Source organism: Sphingopyxis sp. PAMC25046 (assembly GCF_004795895.1).
Taxonomy (GTDB): Bacteria; Pseudomonadota; Alphaproteobacteria; order Sphingomonadales; family Sphingomonadaceae; genus Sphingopyxis.
In genome coordinates, this window is record NZ_CP039250.1 from 3,044,815 (window position 1) to 3,066,787 (window position 21,973).

Below are 21,973 nucleotides of genomic sequence, written 5' to 3' on the forward strand. Positions count from 1 at the left end.
CTCCTTCCGAACGGAAGCTGATCAACCACCTTCCTTCTGTGCGCGCGCCGCCTTGACCCCCGCCAGAAACTGTTTTTCATTGACCTTCACCGCCAATCCCTTCTTCGATATGAAAAAGGCGGCGCGCGGCATGGTGATATTGCCTTCGCTGGTCGCCAGCACCGCGCCCTGCGGCGCCACCGCCGCGACCTTGCCGAGCACCGCTGCTCCATCGGCGCTGCGCACTTCCGCGCCCGGCTTCAAGACGCCCTCGACCGCCGCCGCATCGGCCTCGGCCTGCTTCAGCACCGCAACGATCTTCGCCTTGGGTGCCTTCAGCGCCGGGCCCTTGGCGCCCTTCACAAAGGCCTTCTTCGGGACGACCAATCCATTGCCGTCGATCGAAACCGCAACCCTGTCTCCCGACACTTTGGCGATCTGGCCGACTTCTTCGCCATCCTGGTCATAGACTTTGGCGCCGGCAACGAGCGACGCGGCGGGCGCGGCCTCTTGCGCATGCGCGGCGGGACCGGCGATCGGGATCGCGCTCGCAAGGCACAGCGCGGCGATAGGGCCGAAGAATTTGGGCATGAAACACTCCTGTCGAACAAGAATGACCGCCCGTGCCGCATCGCGCCGCGGCACACCAAATGCGATATTGCCCGGCCGTGCAGCGGACGCGGCGAGCCGACGTTTGCTAGCGGTAGTCGATCGCCAGTTTCTCCGCGGCGGCAGCGGCAGCGGCGCGGGCGTCGTCGGCCGTACCGCCCGCCACTTTGGCAAGTGCCACGCCCATCCGGCGCCAGGGTCGCGTCACCGGCTTGCCGAAGATGCGGACATCGACCGAGGTTGCAGCATTCGGTGGCGTCAATGCGTCGCCGATCCCCGTGATCGCGAAATCGGACGCGTCGCGGTCGGCGAGGAGCACGGCGCTGGCGCTCGCGTCGGGAACCGCGATCGCGGGGATCGGCAGGCCGAGAATCGCGCGCGCGTGGAGGTCGAATTCGGAGAGCGATTGCGAGATCAGCGTCACCATGCCCGTGTCGTGCGGGCGCGGGCTGAGCTCGGAGAAGATCACCGTGTTGCCCTTCACGAAAAATTCGACCCCGAAGATGCCGTGGCCGCCGAGCGCATCGACCACCTTGGTCGCCATATCCTGCGCGCTCGCCAGCGCCGCGTCCGACATCGCCGCGGGCTGCCAGCTTTCGCGATAATCGCCGCGTTCCTGCCGGTGGCCGATCGGCGGGCAGAAGGCGACGCCGTCCTTGTGCCGCACGGTGAGCAGCGTGATTTCGTAATCGAAATCGATGAACGCCTCGGCAATCACGCGCAGCCGGTCGCCGCGCATCCCGGCGGCAGCATAGTCCCACGCCGCATCGACCCCGACGGCGTCCTTCACCGTGCTCTGGCCCTTGCCCGACGAGGACATCACGGGTTTGACGACGAGCGGGAAGCCGATGCGCTCGGCCGCAGCCTGCAATTCCTCACGCGTCTCGGCATATTCGAAGGTCGATGTGGTGAGCTCAAGCTCGCTTGCCGCGAGATCGCGGATCGCGTCGCGGTTCATCGTCAGCTGCGCCGCACGCGCCGAGGGAACGACGTGGAAGCCTTCGGCCTCGACTTCGGCGAGAATCTCGGTGCGGATCGCCTCGACCTCGGGGACGATATGATCGGGCTTGTGCTTTTCGATCGCGGCGCGGAGCGCATCGCCGTCGAGCATCGAAAAAACCTCATATTCGTCGGCGACCTGCATCGCGGGAGCGTCGGCATAGCTGTCGCACGCGACGACATGGCAACCGAGGCGCTTTGCCGAAATCACGAATTCGCGGCCGAGCTCGCCCGAGCCGAGGAGAAGTATCTTTGCGGTGGGGGTCATAGGGACAGCTCCGAATCTGAAGCGCCTCCACAGCCGATATTGCGCCGCCGCGCAATGCACGTTTGTTCAACGCGTCCGGCCGCCCCCGCATTAGAATGGATCGCGCCGGACACAGGAGAAAGCCGATGAACGCGATTGCCGAGCTTGAACGCACGATACCGACCGAGGCGCTGTTCGACCGATATCATGTCGGCTGGGAGACAAAGGATGCCGACCTGATCGCGTCGCTGCACTCCGCCGACACCATTTTCCGGCTCCACGACGGATCGCCCGCGGTCGAGGGACGCGAGGCGCTGCGCGCGCATTGCCGGCATCTGTTCGCGACCTATGATTTTTCGATGCTGATGGGCAAAAGGATCTTCGGCCGCGATTACTGGACCTTCGACTGGACGATGGTCCTGACGCTCGCGATGCCGGGCGGCACTGCCTTTGTCGCCCACGTCGGCATGCTCGACGTGATCACGGTCAATGCCGAGGGCGAGGTCGCGAGCAAGCATGTCTACCCCGACATCGCGCGGATGGAGTCGGCCTTCGCGCGGGCGGGAATCGCGCGCTAGATGGCGTCGCCGCCATGCTTGCGCGCCGACCCCGGCGGGTGAATAATCGCCCCCATGCCTGACCCGGTGGCGCCTTTCCTCACCAGCTGTTTTCCGGTGGGGACGCGCGCGCTCGCGCCGCATGCCAATCTGGTGACGGCGGTGCTCGCCGGCCGGTCGGGGCCGCTGCGGCTCGAACGCGGCGGCCTTTGGGTCGAGGGCGATTTGCTGCTCGTCCGGCCGGGCATCGTCCACGGCGTCGCGCTCGCCGAGCGCGGCGCCGACGTCCTTTACCTCAACGGGCTGGCCTTTCCGTTCGATGCGCCGCTCGCCGTGGCGCTCGACGGCGCGTTGGCCCGCGTTGCGCGTGCTGCGGTTGACTGCGATGCGGCGGCGATTGCCGAGTTGCGCGATCGCCTCGCACCGCCGCGCGAGCCGGCATTGCCCCCCGACATGGCGGCGGTGGTTCGCGCGATCCACGGCGACCCGATGTGGCGGATGTCGCAGGACGATCTGGCGCAACGGCTCGGCATGGAACGGACGCAGGCGCTGCGCACGTTCCGCAGGTCGACAGGACAGGGCTTTCGCGAGTTCAAGCTGTGGTCGGCGCTGCAATTTGCGGCGCAGCAGATGGTGGGCGGCGCACTCGTCCGCACCGCCGCGATGGATGCCGGTTTTGCCGACACCGCGCATTTGTCGCGCGTGTTTCGCCATGTCTTCGGCCTCACGCCGAGCGAAGGGATCGCGGGGCTCGCCATCGCGCCCATCATCGCGCGCGATCGGGCGCTTCGCACCGCGACGCTTATGTGATAGCCTTCGTCCAACGCTGCGTAACAACCATGAGGTTGATTATGACGGACGATTGGCGAGTGGATGACCTGGCGCTGTGCATCAGCCGGCACGAGCGCTACCCGCCCGAGGTTCGCCCGGGCGCCGTCTTCACGGTGCGCACCGTGTGGACAGATATGCCCGACCTTGTTGGCGGGACGTCCGGCACCGCGCTGAAGTTTCGCGACGTGCCCGACCTCGGCCCGCGCGCTGCCTATTGCGCGCGCCGTTTCCGCAAGATCACGCCGGGTGCGCCCGACGATTTCGATGCCGAAGTGATCGATTTACTCGCGGGCGCGGATTTACTCGCGGGCGCGAAGGATGTCTGCCGCTGATCGCAGTTTTGCGCGAACTACGCGCTTTGATCGAGTGAACCGATAAGTGTGCCCAGAAAATTGGGGTTGAGTGCGGACGCCCGTCCTTATAGCTGGCACCTGCAAATCATTTTGCAGTGCAGCAAACAGAAGGAAACACTCTCCCATGGGTATCATTGGAAGCTCGATCAAGCCGTTCAACGCCACCTCGTACCATCAGGGCAAGTTCGTCCCCGTGTCGGACGCCGACACCAAGGGCAAGTGGGGCGTTTTCTTCTTTTACCCCGCCGACTTCACCTTCGTTTGCCCGACCGAGCTCGAAGATCTCGCCGACCAGTATGAAACGCTGAAAGGCCTCGGCGTCGAAGTCTATGCCGTGTCGACCGACACGCATTTCAGCCACAAGGCATGGCACGACAGCTCGCCGGCGATCGGCAAGATCAACTATCACATGCTGGGCGACCAGAACCACGTCCTCGCCAACAATTTCGGCGTGCTGCGTGAAGATTCGGGCCTTGCCGACCGCGCGACCTTCGTCGTCGATCCCGACGGCGTGATTCAGGTGATGGAAATCACCAGCGAAGGCGTCGGCCGCAACGCCGAGGAACTCGTCCGCAAGATCAAGGCCGCGGTCTATGTCCGCGCCAACCCCGGCCAGGTCTGCCCGGCGAAGTGGGAAGAGGGCGCCGAAACGCTCGCGCCCTCGATCGAACTCGTCGGCAAGATCTAAGCCGAATTGCAGGACCGGGCGGGCGGCGCTCGCCCGGTCTTCGCTCCCTGAAAATATAAGATTCTGACGCCGCTTCCCGTGGCGAACCCTTGCCCCTGTCCGAAAGGCTCTCCCCATGCCGATGCTCGACGCCAACACGACCGCCCAGCTCAAAACCTATCTCGGCAACCTCCGTCGCCCGATCGAGCTGGTCGCGAGCCTCGACGCCTCACCCAAGTCGGCCGAGATGCGCAGCCTTGTCGAAGAGGTCGCGGCGCAGTCGGACCTCGTCACCGCGCGCTTCGACGGCGACGACGCCCGCCGCCCGTCCTTCGCGATCCGCGCCGATGAGGGTCGCGCCGAAGCGGTGTTCGCGGGGCTGCCGATGGGGCATGAATTCACCTCGCTGATCCTCGCGCTGCTCCATGTCGGCGGCCATCCGCCCAAGGAAGACGCCGAGCTGCTCGGCGCGGCGCGCGCGCTCGAAGGCGACTTCGTCTTCGAAACCTTCTTCTCGCTCTCGTGCCAGAATTGCCCCGACGTCGTGCAGGCGCTCAACATCATGGCGGCGCTCAATCCGAATATCCGCCACACGGCGATCGACGGCGCGCTGTTTCAGGAGGAAGTCGAGCGGCGTCAGGTGATGGCTGTTCCGGCCGTCTTCCTGAACGGCGAACCCTTTGGGCAGGGCCGCATGGACCTCGCGCAGATCGTTGCGAAGCTCGACACCGGCGCGGTCGCGCGCGCGGCCGAAAAGATCGGCGCGAAGGAGCCGTTCGACGTGCTCGTCGTCGGCGGCGGCCCCGGCGGCGCCGCGGCGGCGATCTATGCCGCGCGCAAGGGCATCCGCACCGGCATCGTCGCCGAACGCTTCGGCGGGCAGGTGCTCGACACGCTGGGGATCGAGAATTTCGTCTCGGTCCAGCACACCGAGGGGCCGAAGCTCGCGGCGCAGCTCGAGGCGCATGTGAAGGACTATGACGTCGACGTCATGAACGTGCAGGAAGCCGCCGAGCTGATCCCGGGCGGCGCGCACGGCCTGCACGAAGTGAAGCTCAAGAGCGGCGCGAGCGTGAAGGGCAAGACGGTGATCCTGTCGACCGGCGCGCGCTGGCGCCAGATGGGCGTCCCCGGCGAGGCCGAATATCGCAACAAGGGCGTGGCATACTGCACGCACTGCGACGGTCCCTTGTTCAAGGGCAAGCGCGTCGCGGTGATCGGCGGCGGCAATTCGGGCGTCGAGGCGGCGATCGACCTCGCCGGGCTCGTCGCGCATGTGACGCTGATCGAGTTCGACAGCCAGCTTCGCGCCGACGCGGTGCTGCAGACCAAGCTCAAGAGCCTGCCCAACGTCACGGTCATCACCTCGGCGCTCACCACCGAAGTGCTCGGCAATGGCGAGAAGGTCGTCGGCCTGCGCTATCGCGACCGCAACAAGGACGAGGAGCATCTGGTCGAACTCGAAGGCATCTTCGTCCAGATCGGCCTCATCCCGAACACCGAATGGCTCGGCAATGCGGTGGCGCTCAGCGATCGCGGCGAGATCGAGGTCGATGCGCGCGGCGCGACGAGCCAGCCCGGCATATTCGCCGCGGGCGATGTGACGACTGTGCCCTACAAGCAGATCGTCATCGCAATGGGCGAAGGCTCAAAGGCATCGCTCTCGGCCTTCGATCACCTGATCCGGTCGGGCGCCTGACGAGCCCAAGCAAGCTCACGCCTCCGGCCACCTCTCCGTGTCATGGTCTGGATGCTGGTGGTTGCTTGCCTTGATCGCGCCGACATAGGCGGCCATCGTTTCCTCGGTCGTGCCTTCGGCCTTGATCGGCAGATTCTCGAACAGCGATAGCTGGCCTTCGAGGCCGAACTGCACGCGCGGGGGGAATTGCGACGGCTCGTCGAACGATCCGGTGGTCAGGTTGATATGCTTGCTGTCGAAATAATCATAGGCAAGCGGTGTGCCGCATGTCCGGCAGAATCCGCGCGCGGCCTTTTCGGAGCTTTTGAACCATGTCGGCGCGCCGCGCGTCCACGTGATCGCATCGCGCGGCACACCAATCAGCGCGATGAAGAAATTACCCGCAGCCTTCTGGCACATGCGACAATGGCAGATGTGCGACGTGTCGAGCACGGCGGTGACATGATAGCGCACCGTGCCGCACTGGCAGCCGCCCGACGCCTGTGTTTCGATCCTGTCCATGACGCATTGCTATCACAAGGCGGCGCGCGCTCACAATGGCGCGCGCGGGGAGTGGTTGCGCGGCGACGATGCGCCGCGCAACCGCCCCATCAGGCACCGTAACGCTCGACCACCTCGGCGAGCGGAACATGGCCGAGACAGACGCCGCTGCCGACCGCGCTTTCGCCGCTTTCGAGCGCGGTCGCATAGACGACCGCCGGATCGGCCTCCAATCGCGCGCGCAGCGCCGCGAGTTTCGGCCAATGCACGGGCTCGGCGACCTCGTGGAACTCGAGCCAGCGCGCGATTCCAACGAACAGCGCGTCGGCCAGCGTCGGCCGGTCTCGGACCAGATAGGGACCTTCGCCGACCATTGCTTCGAGCTTGTCGTGGCGCCCGATCACCGCCTCCTTGCCAAATTCGCGCAATGATGCCTGCAGTGCCGGGCGCGGCGGGTCCATTTCGAGCGCGACCCACAGCGGGGTGAAGGCACCAGTGAAGCCGGTGTTGATGAACGCCATGATCTGCCGCATCCGGTCGCCTTCGGACGACATCGGATCGGGGCTGATCCGCCGTTCATCGTCGCGCGCGGCGAGCCAGTGCGCGATCGCCATCGTTTCGGTGAGCACCTTGCCCTCGTCCGTGATCAGCGCCGGCGTTTCGTGCCGTGGGTTGATGCGGGCATAGGCCGGCTCGCGCATTTCGCCGAGCATGTCGACGCGGCACAGGCGATAGGGTTTGCCCAGCCATTCGAGGGCCGCGACAAGCCCCATGGAACTTCCCAGCGGGAAGCCATAGATAAGGATCGGTTCCAATGTATTGCTCCATCGTCTTCTTGAAGGGGGGAGCTGCGCAGCGGTTTGAGATATAGGGCGCCCGGCGCCCGCGTAAATTACGCACCTTTTTGTAACCATGGGGACGATGATGAAGGATCTGGTTTCGCGTTGTCCGATCGAGGAAGTGATGCAGCTATTGAGCGGCCGCTGGCCGACCTTGCTGATCTATTATCTCAGCGACGGGATGAAGCGGTTCAGCGACTTGCGCCGCGACAATCCGACGATCTCGCACAAGATGCTGACGCTCGAGCTGCGCAAGCTCGAGGATGCGGGGATCGTCCGGCGCACCGAGTTCGACGGCTATCCGCGGCGTGTCGAATATGATCTGACGGTGGACGGCGAGCGGCTCGTTCCGCTGATCGACGCGCTCGGCGACTGGTGGGATACGGTCACCCCTGCATCGGCCGTCGCGGAGGCCATCGCCCAATGATCGTCCGCCGGCTGGGAACGGGCGACGTCGCGGCGGCGCGCGCGCTCAACACCGTCTACGCCGCCGCCTTCGACGATCCCGTCACCTACCGCGCCGACCGGCCCGACGACGCCTGGCTCGCACGCCAGCTCGGCCGCGACGGTGTCATCATCCTCGTCGCCGAGCGCGACGGTGTCGTCGTCGGCGGCCTCACCGCCTATGATCTTCCCAAGATCGAGGCGGCGCGCAGCGAAATCTATCTTTACGATCTCGCGGTCGACGAAGCGTACCGCCGCCGCGGCATCGCCACCGCGCTGATCGCCGAACTCCAGCATATCGCCGCCGAGACCGGCGCGTGGGCGGTCTTCGTCCAGGCCGATTATGTTGATCCGCCAGCGATCGCGCTATACACCAAACTCGGCACCCGCGAAGAGGTCCTGCATTTCGACCTGCCGCCACGCCCGCGCGGCTGAGAAGAAGAAAGCGGGAACATCGCGCTAGGCCGTCCGCGCCGCCGCTGCTACACCCCGCGCCATGTCCGAGAAGAATCATCTCTATCTGGTCGATGGCTCCAGCTACATCTTCCGCGCCTATCACCGCCTGCCGCCGCTGACGAACCCCAAGGGCGTGCCCGTCGGCGCGGTCTATGGCTATACGACGATGCTGTGGAAGCTCGCGAAGGATCTGCACGACGCCGACGGGCCGACGCACCTCGCCGTCATCCTCGATCATTCGAGCCAGTCGTTCCGCAACGAGATTTACGACCAATATAAGGCGAACCGCCCCGAGCCGCCCGAGGATCTGCGCCCGCAATTCCCGCTGATCCGCGACGCGACGCGCGCCTTCTCGCTGCCGTGCATTGAGATGGAGGGTTTCGAGGCCGACGACCTCATCGCCTCTTATGCCGAAGCCGCGGTGCGCGAGGGCTGGGACGTTACGATCGTGTCGTCGGACAAGGATTTGATGCAGCTGATCCGCGAACCCGCCGAAGGCCCGCAGGTCGACATGCTCGACACGATGAAGAATGTCCGGATGGGTTTGGAAGCGGTGAACGAGAAGTTCGGCGTCACCCCCGATCTGGTCGGCGACGTGCTTGCGCTGATGGGCGACAGCGTCGACAATGTTCCCGGCGTACGCGGCATCGGCCCGAAGACCGCGACCAAGCTGATCCAGGAATATGGCAATCTGACCGCCGCGCTCGACGGGGCGACGACGATGAAGGCGTCGAAGCTGCGCGACAATCTGATCGAGCATCGCGCAATGGCCGAATTGTCGCGTATCCTCGTCGACCTCAAGCGCGATTGCCCGCTGCCCGACGCGCTCGACGCATTGAAGCTCGGCGCGATCCCGCCGCTGCCGCTGAAAAGCTTCCTCGACGAGCATGGTTTCCGTTCGCTTTCGGCCAAGCTCGACCTCGGCGGCACGCCGGGCGGACCGCCGACCCTGCCGCGCGCGAGCGCAGCGCCGGCGGCATCCGCAGCGGGCCCATCGACCCCTACCCTGCCCCCGATGCCCGCCATCGACCGCGCCCTCTATGAAACGGTAACGACGATCGAGGCGCTCGACCGCTGGATCGAGGAAGCGCGCGCCGCGCATGTCGTCGCGATCGACACCGAAACGGCGAGCCTCGACAGCGTCACCGGCACGCTCGTCGGCGTCAGTATGGCGACCGGCCCGGGGCGCGCCTGCTACATCCCGCTCGGCCATGGCGGAACCGACATGTTCGCCGAAAAGCCCGAGCAGGTACCGCTCGCCGACGCGATCGGCCGGCTGCATGCGCTTTTTTCGGATGAAGCGGTGCTGAAGGTCGGGCACAACCTCAAATATGACATCGGCGTGCTCGCGCAGCACGGCATCACCATCGCGCCTTATGACGATACGCTGGTGATGAGCTTCGCGCTCGACGCGGGCAAGCATCAGCACGGGCTCGACGAGCTGGCGAAGCTGCACCTCGACCATGTCTGCATCTCGTTCAAGGACGTGTGCGGCACGGGCAAGTCGCAGATCAGCTTCGCCGAAGTGCCGCTCGACCGCGCGACGCAATATGCGGCCGAGGATGCCGAGGTCGCGTGGCGGTTGTGGAAGCTGCTCAAGCTCCGCCTGCCGATCGAGGGCGGCACGCGCGTCTATGAAATGGTCGACCGTCCGCTCGCCGCCGTCGTCGAGGGCATGGAGCGTGCCGGCATCATGGTCGACCGCGACTATCTCGCGCGCCTGTCGGGCGAGTTCGCGAACGACATGCTGCGCATGGAAGGCGAGATTCACGGACTCGCGGGACAGCCCTTCGCGATTGGCAGCCCCAAGCAGCTCGGCGAAATATTGTTCGACAAGATGGGCCTGAAAGGCGGACGCAAGGGAAAGTCGGGCGACTGGTCGACCGACCAGAGCGAGCTCGAACGGCTCGAACGCGACGGCGTACCGATCGCGCGCAAAATCCTCGAATGGCGCCAGCTCGCGAAGCTCAAGTCGACCTATACCGACGCGCTGCAGCAGCAGATCAATCCGACGACCGGCCGCGTCCACACCAGCTACAGCCTCGTCGGCGCGCAGACCGGGCGGCTGTCGTCGACCGACCCCAATCTCCAGAACATCCCGATCCGCACCGAGACCGGCCGCCAGATCCGCGACGCCTTCATCGCGGCGCCCGGTCATGTCCTGATCGCCGCCGATTATAGCCAGATCGAGCTGAGGCTAGCGGCGCATATGGCCGACGTCCCCGAACTCAAGACCGCCTTCGCGCAGGGGCAGGACATCCACGCCGCGACCGCGATCGAGCTGTTCGGCGAGGTCAACCGTGACACGCGCGGCAAGGCAAAGACGGTCAATTTCTCGATCCTCTACGGCATTTCGCGCTGGGGCCTCGCGGGCCGGCTCGAAGTGACGCCCGACGAGGCGCAGGCGCTGATCGCGCGCTATTTCGAGCGTTTCCCCGGCATTTCGGACTATATCACCGACACGCTCGAGAATGCGCGCGCCAAGGGTTATACCGAAACTTTGTTCGGGCGGAAAACCTGGTTCCCGCGTATTAAGGCCGCGAACCAGAACGAACGCGCAGGCAGCGAACGCGCCGCGATCAACGCGCCGATCCAGGGTACCAGCGCCGACCTGATCAAACGCGCGATGGCACGGATGCCGAATGCGTTAGCGGATGCGGGGCTTTCCGACGTCCGCATGCTGCTGCAGGTTCACGACGAGCTGGTGTTCGAAGCACCCGAGGACAAGGCGGCGGCGGCGGGCGACGTCATCCGCGCGGTGATGTCGGGCGCCGCCGAACCGGCGCTCGAGCTGTCGGTTCCGCTGGAGGTCGAGGTCGGCACGGGGAAGAGCTGGGGCGAAGCGCATTGATCGGCGCCCTGCTGTTCGTCGCGGCGCTCGCCGCCGAGCCTGCGGCTGTGCCGCAGGAGACGGCGGCGTCCCCCGCCTCTACGCCCGCGCGCCCGTCGCCAATCGCCGACACCGACCTGCGCGAATTCGCCGCGATCGCGGGACGCAAGGTCGCCGGGCGGCCGGTCGAGGGCCCTTATGCGAACGCCGACAAGGTGCTGCTGATCCGCCGCGACGACAAGGGCTATCCGGTCATAGTTGCGAGCATGGGCTTCCCGGTGCGCCAGTCGCTTCCCGCGCCGCCCGTCGGGACGCTGGCCGTCGTCCGGCTGCACCAGCGGTCCGAAACGGTGGTTCCCGGCCCGACAACCGACGACCTTGCCTTCGTGAAGGCGAACCGGCTGCCGCTGTTCGTGATCGGCGAATGGGCGCGCCCCGCCCCGATGTGGGAGGTTGCCTGGATCGACGGCGCGGTCCGTTTCCGCACGATCGGCGAGGTCGGCGAAATCGGCCCCTGGCGCGATTGACTGGCACAAAGGCACGTCGCGCCGACCGCGCCACCCTTTCGCCCTCACGACTTTGCCTCTATGACGGATCGATGACATGCGACCGGCATTTTTGTGACGGCCGGAACAAAGGATCCCCATGAGCAAGTTCGAACCCGTCGCCAAGGCGCCGGTCCGCATTCAGCAGAATATCCTTGCGCGCAGCGAGCGCCGCCTTCTCAACTGGCTGTGCGCGCGCCTGCCCGCTTGGGTCACGCCCGACCAGCTCACCACATTGGGGTTCGCCGGCGCGGTGCTCGTCGCGGCGGGCTATCTGCTCAGCTGGTTCGACAGCGAATGGCTCGGCCTGTCGCTCGCCGGCTATATCGTAAACTGGTTCGGCGATTCGCTCGACGGCAGCCTCGCGCGCTGGCGCGGCATCGAACGCCCGAATTACGGCTATTTCCTCGATCACAGCGTCGATGCGATCGCAACCTTGCTGATGATCAGCGCGATCGGCATGAGCCCCTATATGCGGCTCGACGTCGCGCTGATGGGGGTGATCGGCTATTTCCTGCTGTCGATCCACACCTTCATTTCGGCCAAAATCCTCGGCGAATTCCGCCTGTCCTACATGGCGGGCGGCCCGACCGAGCTGCGACTGATGCTGATGGCGATGACGATTGCGATGCCGATCATCGGCGGGGCCGACATAAAAGGCACCAATTTCTCCGTCTTCGACCTGTTCGCGATCGTCGTCTCGAGCATCCTCGTCACGCTGTTCATCGTTCAGACCTCGGCAACCGCGCGGATGCTCCGCCGCCGGGGCAACTGAGATCGAAACAGCGGCGCCGACCGCCGACGTTCAGGGACGAGTCCGCGCCTGTGCATAGGTGCCGAGCAGGCGCAGCGACTTTGTCTGGAAATCGAGCTCCTCAAGCGCGCGGTCGATCCGCTCGTCGCCCGGCGCGCCAACGATGTCGGCATAGAATTTCGTCGCCGCAAAACTGTCGCCGGTCTGATAGCTTTCGAGCTTGGTCATGTTGACGCCGTTGGTCGCAAAGCCGCCGAGAGCCTTGTAGAGCGCGGCGGGGATATTCTTCACCTCAAACATGAAGGTCGTCATCAGCGGCCCTGGAATCGCCGCGAAGTCGGCGAGCGGTTCGCGCGCGAGCACGACGAAGCGCGTCGTATTATGGTCGGCATCCTCCATGCCCGTGCCGTGCAGCGTCAGGCCATAGAGTTCGGCCGCGTGGGGCGGCGCCAGCGCAGCGAGCCCCACTTCGTCGCTGTCGGCGACCCATGCCGCCGCGCCCGCGGTGTCGCTGTGCGCGACGGGCGCGATATTGTTCGCGCGCAGCCAGTGGCGGCATTGCCCGAGCGCCTGTTCGTGGCTCATCGCGCGCGTTACCGGACCAAGGTCGCGGCTCATCAGGCCGTAACGGATCGGGAGGAAATGCTCGCCGACGATCGACAGGCCCGATTCGGGAAGCAGGAAATGGATGTCGGCGACGCGGCCGTGCAGGCTGTTCTCGATCGGAATGATCGCGCGATCGACGCGGCCTTCGCGCACGGCGTCGATCGCGTCCTCGAACGCATAGCAGGGCATCGGCAGCGAATTCGGGTCATATTCGCGCGCGGCGAGATCGCTGTTCGCGCCAGGCGCGCCCTGGAAAGACAGTCCGCGTCCGGGCTCGGCGAGCGCCACTGCCCGCATTTCGTCGACCAGATGCTGCGCCGAAGCCGAATAGCTGCCCATCGATTGCCTTCCCAGGGTGGAGCCGCGGCGCATAGCCGTCCCGACTGCCGCGCGCAACCGGACCTGCGGCATTCGGCTCGTCGGGCGATTTCATCCCCTTGCGCCGCCGTCGCCGCGCCTTTAAGGGAGCCTCCAAATCAAATATGCGTCCGGCTAGCGGGCGCCAGCTAACGGGGCTGCTAGAGCATGGACGATCGCAACAATACTATTGCCGGCTGGGTACTGTTCGCCGGCATTTGCGCACTGGGCCTGACGATCGGGTCGCAGATGTTGTTCGCCAGCCACGCCCCCGAAAAGCCCGGTTATCCGATCGAAGACGCAGAAGCCGGCGCCGGTGGCGGCGATTCGGCCGTTCCGCTCCCCAACCTGCTCGCCGCCGCCGACCCGGCCAAGGGCGAAGCGGTGTTCGCGAAATGCGCCGCGTGCCACACTGTCAATTCGGGCGGCGCCAACGGTATCGGCCCGAATCTGTGGGGCGCGCTCGGCAAGCCGCACGGCCATGTTCCGGGCTTCGACTATTCGGCAGCGCTAAAGGGCGTGCCGGGCAATTGGGACTTCGCCGGCATGAACGAATGGCTGAAGAGCCCGCGCAAATATGCGCCGGGCACCAAGATGTCGTTCGCGGGCCTCAGCAGCCCCGAAGATCGCGCCAATCTGATCGTCTATCTGAACAGCCAGGGTTCGAACCTGCCGCTGCCCGCCGCCGAAGCCGCACCCGCGACCGAAGAAGCGGGCGCCGCGCCGGCCGAAGGCGAAGCGGTCGCCGCCGCGCCGGCCGAGGAAGGCGCCCCCGCTCCGGCTGCGGACGCAGCAGCCCCCGCCCCGGCCGAAGCCAAGAAATAATGCGGATCGCGCCCTTGCTGCTGGCGAGCGCACTGGCGCTCGCCAGCTGCGGCAAGGGCGAAACCCCCGCCGACGACGCGGCCGCGAGCGGCGAAGCCGCGGTCGAAACCCCTACCGTCGCGCCGACAGCGGCGATGGGCGAACAGGTCTTCCGGCGCTGCGTCGCATGCCACACCGTCGAAAAGGGCGGGTCCAACGGCATCGGCCCCAATCTGCACGGCATCGTCGGCGCGACCGTAGCAGCGAAGCCCGATTTCTCCTATTCGGGCGCGATGAGAGCGAAAGGCGGCGTCTGGGACGAAGCCGCGCTCGACGCCTATCTGACGGCGCCGATGAAGAATGTCCCCGGCACGCGAATGGCCTTTGCCGGGGTGATCGACCCCTCGGATCGCAAGGCGCTGATCCTGTTTCTGGAAGAACAGAAATAAATCGTCGTCCCCGCAAAGACAGGGTCCGACGGAGGTTTAACGGCATTGCGGTTTAAGACCGATCGCGGCCCCCGCCTGCGCAGGGGCGGCGACGTCTCTCAATGATGCTCGTCGATGCTCGCGTAGAAATCGGTGATGATCTTCCACGCCTCGTCGGCGGTCTCGACGAACCGGAAGAGTTCGAGATCGCGCGCGCTCACCACGCCCTCTTCGACCAGCGCCTCGAAATTGACCACGCGTTGCCAGAATTCCTTGCCGAACAGCACGATCGGGATCGGCTTGATCTTGCCCGTCTGGATCAACGTCAACAGTTCGAACATCTCGTCGAAGGTGCCGAAGCCGCCAGGGAAGACGCAGACCGCGCGCGCGCGAAGCAGGAAGTGCATCTTCCTTAGCGCGAAATAGTGGAACTGAAAGCTCAGCGACGGCGTCACGAAGCGGTTCGGCGCCTGTTCGTGCGGCAGCACGATATTGAGCCCGATGGACTCGCGGCCCTCGTCGTCGGCGCCGCGGTTCGCAGCCTCCATGATCGATGGCCCGCCGCCCGAGCAAACGACGAAATGACGACAACCCTTGTCGTCGCACGGATATTGGCTCGCGAGACGCGCGAGCGCGCGCGCCTCGTCATAATATTTGGCTTTCGCTTTCAGCCGGCGCGCGATGTTGCGCTGCGCGTCGTCGGTCGCCGCGGCTTCGAGCCCGTCGGCCTGCGACGGTTCGGGAATGCGCGCCGAACCATAGACGACCAGCGTCGATTCGATCCCGGCCTCGTCGAGCAGCAATTCGGGCTTGAGCAGTTCGAGTTGGAAACGGACGGGGCGCAAATCTTCGCGCAGCAGGAAATCATTGTCCTGAAATGCCAGCTTATAGGCGGGGTGAGCCGTCTGCGGGGTGGTGGTCGCCTGTTCGGCGAACTGCGCGTCGTCCTTGGCTTTATGGAAACGCGAACGATGGGGTTGTTTATCTTCTGCCATTAACGAGCGGCTACCCGTTTCATATGGCTTTGCCAAGACGCGCCGCCCTCTAGCGACAGTAGCCGTTGCCGCTCATGTCGAAGTGAAAATGATTATAGTGCGCCGCGTTGTAATCGGGGCCGAGCACGGTGCCGAAACGGCGGCAGCCCGATTTATGGAGCGCGCGGAGGAAGTCCTGCGACGGCTTATCGCCGTCCCAGCCGCCGTCGAGCATGACGCGGCGCCCGTCGGCGAGGATGAAGCCCGACACGTCGATCGCGTTCGAATAGGCGTGCTGAGACAGTCGGCCCGAACGCCCGCCATAGATGTTGCGGCAGCTATAGGTGCCGAAGGTCTCGATCTTCACGACCTCGGTGCCGAAATATTTCCGCGCCGCGGGCTTCACCGCATATTGCGCCCAGGCGGCGAAATTCTTTGCGAGCGGACAGGTCATCGCGCCCAGCCCCGACACCGGAACACCGACGTCGAGCAGTTTCACCGAATCGATCGAGGTGCATCCCCCGCCATGATCCTGATTGGGGAGCGGTGTGAATCGCACGCCGGCCTGCTTGAGGTCGAAGGCGCATTGCTGCGCTTCGGCGCTGGTGAAGGAGGGTGTGCCGACAGCCTGCGGGCGGCCAGGCTTGCTCGCCGACGTCCGTTTCCCGCCGCTGTTCTTCATCGCCTCGGGCGTTCCGAAACATGCGGAAAGTGCGAGCGCCGCGGTAGCGGCGATCAGGATCCGGGGCTTCAGGAACGTCGGGATCGGCATGGCCGTCAAAATACCGACGAAATGGTTAACAAGCTGTATACTATTTTCTCCACTCGTCGAAAATTTCGCGCGGTCCGTGCAATTTGTTTGACAGCCAGCGCGTCCGCCCTAAACGCGGCGTCGGGCCACGCGGTCCCAACGCCGCGCGAGCTCTCTGCAAGGAGAGACTATGATGAGTGAAGTGACGACGCCACAGGTGCGCCCGACGCGCCCCTATTTTTCTTCCGGACCCTGCGCCAAGCCGCCGGTCTGGTCCCCCGAAAAACTGAACACCGAATCGCTGGGCCGCTCGCATCGCGCCAAGATCGGCAAGACGCGCCTCCAATATTGCATCGACCTGATGCGCGAGATGCTGCAGCTTCCCGACACGCACCGCATCGGCATCGTTCCGGGCTCCGACACCGGCGCCTTTGAAATGGCGATGTGGACGATGCTCGGCGGCCGTCCCGTCACGACGCTTGCATGGGAGAGCTTTGGCGAGGGCTGGGTTACCGACGCCGCCAAGCAGCTCAAGCTCGACCCGACCGTCATTCGCGCCGATTACGGCCAGCTTCCCGACCTCTCCAAGGTCGACTGGTCGAACGACGTGCTCTTCACCTGGAATGGCACCACCAGTGGCGTCCGCGTCCCGAACGGCGACTGGATCGCCGACGATCGCGAGGGCCTGAGCTTCGCCGACGCGACCAGCGCGGTGTTCGCCTACGACCTGCCGTGGGACAAGATCGACGTCGCGACCTTCAGCTGGCAGAAAGTGCTCGGTGGCGAAGGCGGCCACGGCGTGCTGATCCTCGGCCCCCGCGCGGTCGAACGGCTTGAGAATTACACCCCCGCCTGGCCGCTGCCGAAGGTCTTCCGCCTCGTCAGCAAGGGCGCGCTGGCCGAAGGCGTGTTCAAGGGCGAGACGATCAATACCCCGTCGATGCTTGCGGTCGAGGACGCGATCTTCGCGCTCGAATGGGCGAAGTCCTTGGGCGGTCTCGACGGCCTGAAAGCGCGCAGCGACGCGAACGCCGCGGCGCTCGACAAGATCGTCGCCGACCGCGACTGGCTCAGCCACCTCGCCGCCGATCCCGCCAGCCGCTCGAAGACCTCGGTCTGCCTGTCGGTCGCGGGCGCCGATGCGGATTTCATCAAGAAATTCGCTGGGCTGCTCGAAAAGGAAGGCGCGGCCTATGACATCGCGGGTTATCGCGATGCACCTCCGGGCCTGCGCATCTGGTGCGGCGCGACCGTCGACACCGCCGATATCGAGGCACTCGGCCCGTGGCTCGACTGGGCTTACGCAAGCCTTTCGGCCTGACGCCTCCCCTCTTCCGTTCGCCCTGAGCTTGTCGAAGGGCGGCTCTTTTCTTCCGACGTCCAAAAGAAGAACTGTCCTTCGACAAGCTCAGGGCGAACGGAGTTTTTGAAAGCAATTCCAATGACCGCTCCCAAAGTTCTCATTTCCGACAAAATGGACCCCAAAGCCGAAGCGATCTTCAAGGAACGCGGCATCGACGTCGACGTCATCACCGGCAAGACCAAGGACGAGCTGATCGCGATGATCGGCGCCTATGACGGCCTCGCGATCCGCTCGGCCACCAAGGTCACCGCCGACGTCCTCGCCGCGGCGACGAATCTCAAGGTCGTCGGCCGCGCCGGCATCGGCGTCGACAATGTCGACATTCCCGAGGCGTCGAAAAAGGGCGTCATCGTGATGAACACGCCTTTCGGCAACAGCATCACCACCGCCGAACATGCGATCGCGATGATGTTCGCGCTGGCGCGCCAGATCCCCGAAGCCAATGCCGGAACGCAGGCGGGCAAATGGCCGAAGAACGACTTCATGGGGGTCGAACTCACCTCGAAGACGCTCGGCCTGATCGGCTGCGGCAACATCGGCAGCATCGTCGCCGAACGCGCGCTGGGCCTCCGCATGAAAGTCGTCGCCTTCGACCCCTTCCTGACCCCCGAACGCGCGATCGAGCTGGGCGTCGAAAAGGCCGACCTCGACACCTTGCTCGCCAAGGCCGATTTCATCACGCTGCACACACCGCTGACCGACCAGACGCGCAATATCCTGTCGAAGGAGAATCTCGCCAAAACCAAGAAGGGCGTGCGGATCATCAACTGCGCGCGCGGCGGGCTGATCGACGAAGCCGCGCTGAAGGAGGCGCTCGACAGCGGCCATGTCGCGGGCGCGGCGCTCGATGTTTTCCAGGCCGAGCCCCCGGCCGCCGACCACCCGCTGTTCGGCACCCCGAACTTCATCTGCACGCCGCACCTCGGTGCATCGACCGACGAGGCGCAGGTCAATGTCGCCATCCAGGTGGCCGAGCAGATCAGCGACTATCTGCTCACCGGCGGCATCACCAACGCGCTCAACGTCCCCAGCCTGTCGGCCGAGGAAGCGCCGAAGCTGCGCCCCTATATGAGCCTCGCCGAAAAATTGGGCAGCCTCGTCGGGCAGCTCGCGCACGACAATCTAACCACCATCTCGATCGAGGTAGAAGGGGCCGCCGCCGAGCTCAATCTCAAGCCGATCACCGCCGCGGTGCTGACGGGCCTGATGCGCCGCTATTCGGACAGCGTGAACATGGTCAACGCCCCCCATCTCGCGCGCGAGCGCGGCCTCGATGTACGCGAAGTCCGCCATGATCGCGAAGGCGACTATCACACGCTCGTACGCGTCACCGTCGCGACCGAAGCGGGCGACCGTTCGGTCGCGGGCACCTTGTTCGGTAACAACGAACCGCGCCTCGTCGAAATGTTTGGGATCAAGGTCGAGGCCGATCTCGACGGCGATATGCTTTATATCGTCAACGAGGACGCCCCGGGCTTCATCGGCCGCATCGGCGGCGCGCTGGGCGATGCAGGCCTCAACATCGGCACCTTCCACCTCGGACGCCGGGCCGCGGGCGGCGAAGCGGTGCTGCTGCTCAGCCTCGACTCGCCGATGCCCGAACCGCTCCTGTGGCAGCTCTGCCAGCTTCCGGGCGTGAAGACGGTGAAGGGTTTGAAATTCTGAGCCTGTTCTGCCCTCCCCTTCAGGGAAGGGCAGCGAGACTTGCCAGCTTGCTGGCTTAGTCGCAGCAGGCGGGGGACATCGGCCCTGCAAAACGCCGCGAGCCCCTACCCCAACCCCTCCCCTGAAGGGGAGGGGCTTTCGTTTGCGGCATTCACCGCGTAGGAGAGCCACCCATGACCAAGGCCCCCGCCCTGCTGCCCGAAGGCCTCCGCGACCGCCTCCCCCGCCAAGCGGAGGCCGCCTCGCGCGTCACTCGCGCGCTCGTCGATGCGATGTGCGCGCACGGCTATGGTCGCGTATCGCCGCCGCTCGCCGAGTTCCGCGAAACGCTCGGCGGCGACGACGAACGCTCGACGCGCGACCTGCTGCGTTTCACCGACCCGGTGTCGCAGCGCACGCTGGCGCTACGCCCCGACATTACGCGGCAGGTTGGCCGCATCGCCACCTCGCTGCTCGCCAGTGCGCCCCGCCCGCTACGTCTCTGTTATGCGGGGCAAGTCGTGAAGCTTCGCGCCAGCCAGCTCCGCCCCGCGCGCGAGATGCTGCAGGTCGGCGCCGAACTGATCGGCAGCGACAGCGTCGCCGCGGCGCGCGAGATCGTGACGGTCGCTATCGACGCGCTCGAAGCCGCTGGTATCGGCCCGGTCACGATCGATTTCACCCTGCCCGACGTCGTCGACCTGCTCGCAAGCGGACCGCTGCCTGTCGAAGCCGACATCCAGCAATTACGCGACGAACTCGATGCCAAGGATGCCGGCGCGCTGACGCGGATCGGCGCAACCGCCTATCTGCCGCTGCTCCGCGCGACCGGCCCGTTCGATCAGGCGATCGCCGATCTTCGCTCTTTCGATACCGGCGGAGTTCTCACCGCCCGCATCGACGCGCTCGAAGCGATTGCCGCGCCGATCCGCGATCGTGTGACGCTGACGCTCGATCCGACCGAGCGCCACGGCTTCGCCTATCAAAGCTGGTTCGGCTTTCAGGTCTTCGTGCCGGGACAGGGCGATGCGGTCGGCCGCGGTGGCGGCTATTCGATTCCCGTCGGCGAACAGGAGGAATCGGCGGTCGGCTTTTCGCTCTACCCCGATCCGCTGATCGACGCCGGACTTGGCGCCGAGAATGATCGCGAACGCCGCATCTTCCTGCCGCTCGGCCACGACGCGGCGCTCGCTGCAAGTTTGCGCGCGGACGACTGGCAGACAGTGGCGGCGCTCTCCGACAGCGACGACGCCCGCGCGCTCGGCTGTGGTTTCATTCTCGGCCCCGAAGGGCCCGTGGAAGTTTAGAAGTCCGCGCCGCCGAAGCGGGCCATGCCCTGATTCGCTCCCGGAGGGTCGAGCACGGTGACGTCGAGATCGATCGGTTCGCCGATCCAGCGCGCAAGGCTGGTATGGTCTGCAAGGTCGTCGTCGGTCAGCGGGTGAACCAGCGCGCGCAGCCCTGTCGGCTCGATCGCCGCGATAACGGCATCCTGCGACCGGGCCAGAAAATGCACCTCATATTGCGCGATCGGGTGTGGACCGACCGCGCGGTCGGTCATCGCCCCGACGAACAGGATCGCGGGATCGCGGGTAAAATCGTCGCGCAGCGCCGCCGCAGCGGGGCGCTCGGCGAGGTCATAATAGATATGGGCGTGATAGCGGGCGTCGAGGTTCGTCATCCCCCCTCCCTATCGCAACGATCAGCGAGCGAACAGCCGTTTCAGCCAGGCGTCGACCGCTGTCGTGGGCGCATAGGATGGGTCGCCCAGCCGCCGGTTGATTTCGGCATGCCCCTGCAACCCCTCGCCCGGAAAGCTGCCATGCTCGACCCGGCTCCCACCCGCTTCCAACGCCGAGCCCAGCGCCTTCGCCTGCCGCACGCCATCGGGGCGCTGGACGTAGAGGAGCAGGAATTGCGGGGCGTTGGGCGCCCCAGCGTGCATTGCCGGCGACAATGTTTTTTGCCGCGCGGGATCGGTCCCGAACGCCTGCTTGTATGTCGCCTGCATGATCGGCGGTCCGTCCTTCATCTGCGCAGGCACGTCATAGGCCGCGCCGTCGATCGGGAGCACTCCGGCGATATCGGAGAACGACAGTCCCGCGCCGCGCAGGTAGCGCTCGTCGGTCCCGACCAGCGCGACGAGATGTGCGCCCGCGCTATGCCCCATCAACGCGATGCGCCGCCTATCGATACCGAGCGTGCCGGCACGATCGATGAGCGCCCTGACCGCCGACGCAACGTCCGCCGCCTGTTGTTCGACGGTCGCCGCCGGAACCAGCCGGTAATCGATCGACGCGAAGGCATAGCCCGCCGCCGGATAATGTTCGGCCTTGAAGCGTCCGGTCGCATTGTCCTTGCTGCCGCGTTTCCAACCACCGCCATGAACGAATATCACCAGCGGCGCCGGCGACTTCGTACCCTTCGCGCGCCAGACATCGAAGCGCTGCAACGCGTCATCGCCATAGGCGAGCGTCTCGCTCCCCGGCACCTTCGATCCCGTATCGGCGCCCATGCGCTCTGCCATCCGCTCGCGGATCCGCTCGCGCACCGTCTCGCGCGCATCGGCAAAGGGGCTGGGCACGGCGAGACTCGCCACTGCAAAGACGGCGACGCCCGCATACTTAATCCATTTTCGCTTGTTCATCGGCGCTCTCCGCTATCCCTGCACATGCGCTTCTCGCCCGGATTTGTCGCAAAAACTTGCCACCATCCCTTGCCTCTACGGCCAAATCCGCTAAGGCCGCGCCGGGCCGA

The 21,973-nt window shown here is 65.6% G+C and carries 24 protein-coding genes; 15 read left to right on the forward strand and 9 right to left on the reverse strand.

From position 1 onward, the window contains the following. Positions 1-21: 21 nt before the first annotated feature. Together E5675_RS14365 and purT are read right to left on the reverse strand one after the other, a co-directional pair. Positions 22-570 carry a hypothetical protein gene (locus E5675_RS14365; protein WP_136175114.1) on the reverse strand — a complete coding sequence of 183 codons (549 nt, stop codon included), beginning with the start codon at positions 568-570 and terminating at the stop codon, positions 22-24. A 106-nt stretch (positions 571-676) separates the two neighbouring features. Beyond that, positions 677-1,855 carry a formate-dependent phosphoribosylglycinamide formyltransferase gene (gene purT, locus E5675_RS14370; RefSeq protein ID WP_136175115.1) on the reverse strand — a complete coding sequence of 393 codons (1,179 nt, stop codon included), beginning with the start codon at positions 1,853-1,855 and terminating at the stop codon, positions 677-679. A gap of 125 nt (positions 1,856-1,980) precedes the next feature. Here purT and E5675_RS14375 point away from each other — a divergent pair, with 125 nt between their 5' ends. The 5 genes from E5675_RS14375 (at position 1,981) to ahpF (ending at position 5,941) form a co-directional block, all read left to right on the forward strand. Beyond that, entirely contained in the window at positions 1,981-2,412 is a 432-nt protein-coding gene (locus tag E5675_RS14375) for a nuclear transport factor 2 family protein (RefSeq protein WP_168707871.1), read from the forward strand. A 54-nt stretch (positions 2,413-2,466) separates the two neighbouring features. Then, positions 2,467-3,201, forward strand: a complete 735-nt coding sequence (locus E5675_RS14380; RefSeq protein WP_136175117.1) for an AraC family transcriptional regulator — start codon at positions 2,467-2,469, stop codon at positions 3,199-3,201. A gap of 41 nt (positions 3,202-3,242) precedes the next feature. Next, complete coding sequence (locus E5675_RS14385) at positions 3,243-3,554, forward strand: hypothetical protein (protein WP_136175118.1); 312 nt, start codon at positions 3,243-3,245, stop codon at positions 3,552-3,554. A gap of 145 nt (positions 3,555-3,699) precedes the next feature. Continuing rightward, entirely contained in the window at positions 3,700-4,263 is a 564-nt protein-coding gene (gene ahpC / locus E5675_RS14390; protein ID WP_136175119.1) for an alkyl hydroperoxide reductase subunit C, read from the forward strand. Positions 4,264-4,384: 121 nt separating this feature from the next. Continuing rightward, entirely contained in the window at positions 4,385-5,941 is a 1,557-nt protein-coding gene (gene ahpF, locus E5675_RS14395) for an alkyl hydroperoxide reductase subunit F (RefSeq protein WP_210727679.1), read from the forward strand. Between the two features lie 15 nt (positions 5,942-5,956). Here the strand turns inward: ahpF and E5675_RS14400 are convergent, their stop codons facing one another. Both E5675_RS14400 and E5675_RS14405 read right to left on the reverse strand, forming a co-directional pair. Continuing rightward, complete coding sequence (locus E5675_RS14400) at positions 5,957-6,442, reverse strand: GFA family protein (RefSeq protein WP_136175121.1); 486 nt, start codon at positions 6,440-6,442, stop codon at positions 5,957-5,959. Positions 6,443-6,531: 89 nt separating this feature from the next. Further along, positions 6,532-7,236, reverse strand: coding sequence for a glutathione S-transferase family protein (locus E5675_RS14405; protein WP_136175122.1), 705 nt, complete (start codon positions 7,234-7,236; stop codon positions 6,532-6,534). Positions 7,237-7,342: 106 nt separating this feature from the next. On the opposite strand from E5675_RS14405, the gene E5675_RS14410 reads away from it, so the two are divergent. From E5675_RS14410 to E5675_RS14430, 5 genes are all read left to right on the forward strand, one after another. After that, a complete protein-coding gene (locus E5675_RS14410; RefSeq protein WP_247594632.1) occupies positions 7,343-7,687 on the forward strand; it encodes a helix-turn-helix domain-containing protein in 345 nt (114 codons plus the stop codon). Then, a complete protein-coding gene (locus E5675_RS14415) occupies positions 7,684-8,139 on the forward strand; it encodes an AAC(3)-I family aminoglycoside N-acetyltransferase (protein ID WP_136175123.1) in 456 nt (151 codons plus the stop codon). Before E5675_RS14410 ends, E5675_RS14415 begins: the two co-directional genes overlap by 4 nt. A 61-nt stretch (positions 8,140-8,200) precedes the next feature. After that, a complete protein-coding gene (polA, locus tag E5675_RS14420) occupies positions 8,201-11,011 on the forward strand; it encodes a DNA polymerase I (protein ID WP_136175124.1) in 2,811 nt (936 codons plus the stop codon). Next, positions 11,008-11,517 carry a hypothetical protein gene (locus E5675_RS14425; protein ID WP_136175125.1) on the forward strand — a complete coding sequence of 170 codons (510 nt, stop codon included), beginning with the start codon at positions 11,008-11,010 and terminating at the stop codon, positions 11,515-11,517. The genes polA and E5675_RS14425 overlap by 4 nt, the downstream gene beginning before the upstream one ends. A 118-nt stretch (positions 11,518-11,635) precedes the next feature. After that, a complete protein-coding gene (locus E5675_RS14430; protein ID WP_136175126.1) occupies positions 11,636-12,310 on the forward strand; it encodes a CDP-alcohol phosphatidyltransferase family protein in 675 nt (224 codons plus the stop codon). A 30-nt stretch (positions 12,311-12,340) separates the two neighbouring features. Here E5675_RS14430 and E5675_RS14435 read toward each other — a convergent pair whose 3' ends face one another. Then, positions 12,341-13,234 (reverse strand): prephenate dehydratase, encoded by an 894-nt coding sequence (locus E5675_RS14435; protein WP_136175127.1) that lies wholly within the window; start codon positions 13,232-13,234, stop codon positions 12,341-12,343. Positions 13,235-13,420: 186 nt separating this feature from the next. Between E5675_RS14435 and E5675_RS14440 the strand changes: the two genes are divergently transcribed. Further along, positions 13,421-14,077: a cytochrome c family protein gene (locus E5675_RS14440; protein ID WP_136175128.1), complete on the forward strand. Its 657-nt coding sequence runs from the start codon at positions 13,421-13,423 to the stop codon at positions 14,075-14,077. Then, positions 14,077-14,505: a cytochrome c family protein gene (locus tag E5675_RS14445; protein WP_136175129.1), complete on the forward strand. Its 429-nt coding sequence runs from the start codon at positions 14,077-14,079 to the stop codon at positions 14,503-14,505. Before E5675_RS14440 ends, E5675_RS14445 begins: the two co-directional genes overlap by 1 nt. A 98-nt stretch (positions 14,506-14,603) precedes the next feature. On the opposite strand, the gene E5675_RS14450 is transcribed toward E5675_RS14445, so the two are convergent. Beyond that, positions 14,604-15,479: an LOG family protein gene (locus tag E5675_RS14450; RefSeq protein ID WP_136175130.1), complete on the reverse strand. Its 876-nt coding sequence runs from the start codon at positions 15,477-15,479 to the stop codon at positions 14,604-14,606. A gap of 49 nt (positions 15,480-15,528) precedes the next feature. Further along, positions 15,529-16,230 (reverse strand): extensin family protein, encoded by a 702-nt coding sequence (locus tag E5675_RS14455; protein WP_136175131.1) that lies wholly within the window; start codon positions 16,228-16,230, stop codon positions 15,529-15,531. Positions 16,231-16,402: 172 nt separating this feature from the next. On the opposite strand from E5675_RS14455, the gene E5675_RS14460 reads away from it, so the two are divergent. The 3 genes from E5675_RS14460 to E5675_RS14470 all read left to right on the forward strand — a co-directional run bounded on the left by E5675_RS14460 (position 16,403) and on the right by E5675_RS14470 (position 20,523). Then, on the forward strand, positions 16,403-17,530 hold the full coding sequence (locus tag E5675_RS14460; RefSeq protein ID WP_136176502.1) for a phosphoserine transaminase: 1,128 nt from the start codon (positions 16,403-16,405) through the stop codon (positions 17,528-17,530). A gap of 120 nt (positions 17,531-17,650) precedes the next feature. Beyond that, positions 17,651-19,237, forward strand: a complete 1,587-nt coding sequence (gene serA / locus E5675_RS14465; RefSeq protein WP_136175132.1) for a phosphoglycerate dehydrogenase — start codon at positions 17,651-17,653, stop codon at positions 19,235-19,237. A gap of 173 nt (positions 19,238-19,410) precedes the next feature. Continuing rightward, on the forward strand, positions 19,411-20,523 hold the full coding sequence (locus E5675_RS14470) for an ATP phosphoribosyltransferase regulatory subunit (protein ID WP_136175133.1): 1,113 nt from the start codon (positions 19,411-19,413) through the stop codon (positions 20,521-20,523). On the opposite strand, the gene E5675_RS14475 is transcribed toward E5675_RS14470, so the two are convergent. Then, a complete protein-coding gene (locus tag E5675_RS14475) occupies positions 20,520-20,897 on the reverse strand; it encodes a DOPA 4,5-dioxygenase family protein (RefSeq protein WP_136175134.1) in 378 nt (125 codons plus the stop codon). The two genes, E5675_RS14470 and E5675_RS14475, sit on opposite strands and share 4 nt — an antisense overlap. Positions 20,898-20,918: 21 nt before the next feature. Then, on the reverse strand, positions 20,919-21,863 hold the full coding sequence (locus tag E5675_RS14480; RefSeq protein ID WP_136175135.1) for an alpha/beta hydrolase: 945 nt from the start codon (positions 21,861-21,863) through the stop codon (positions 20,919-20,921). Between the last annotated feature and the right edge of the window lie 110 nt (positions 21,864-21,973).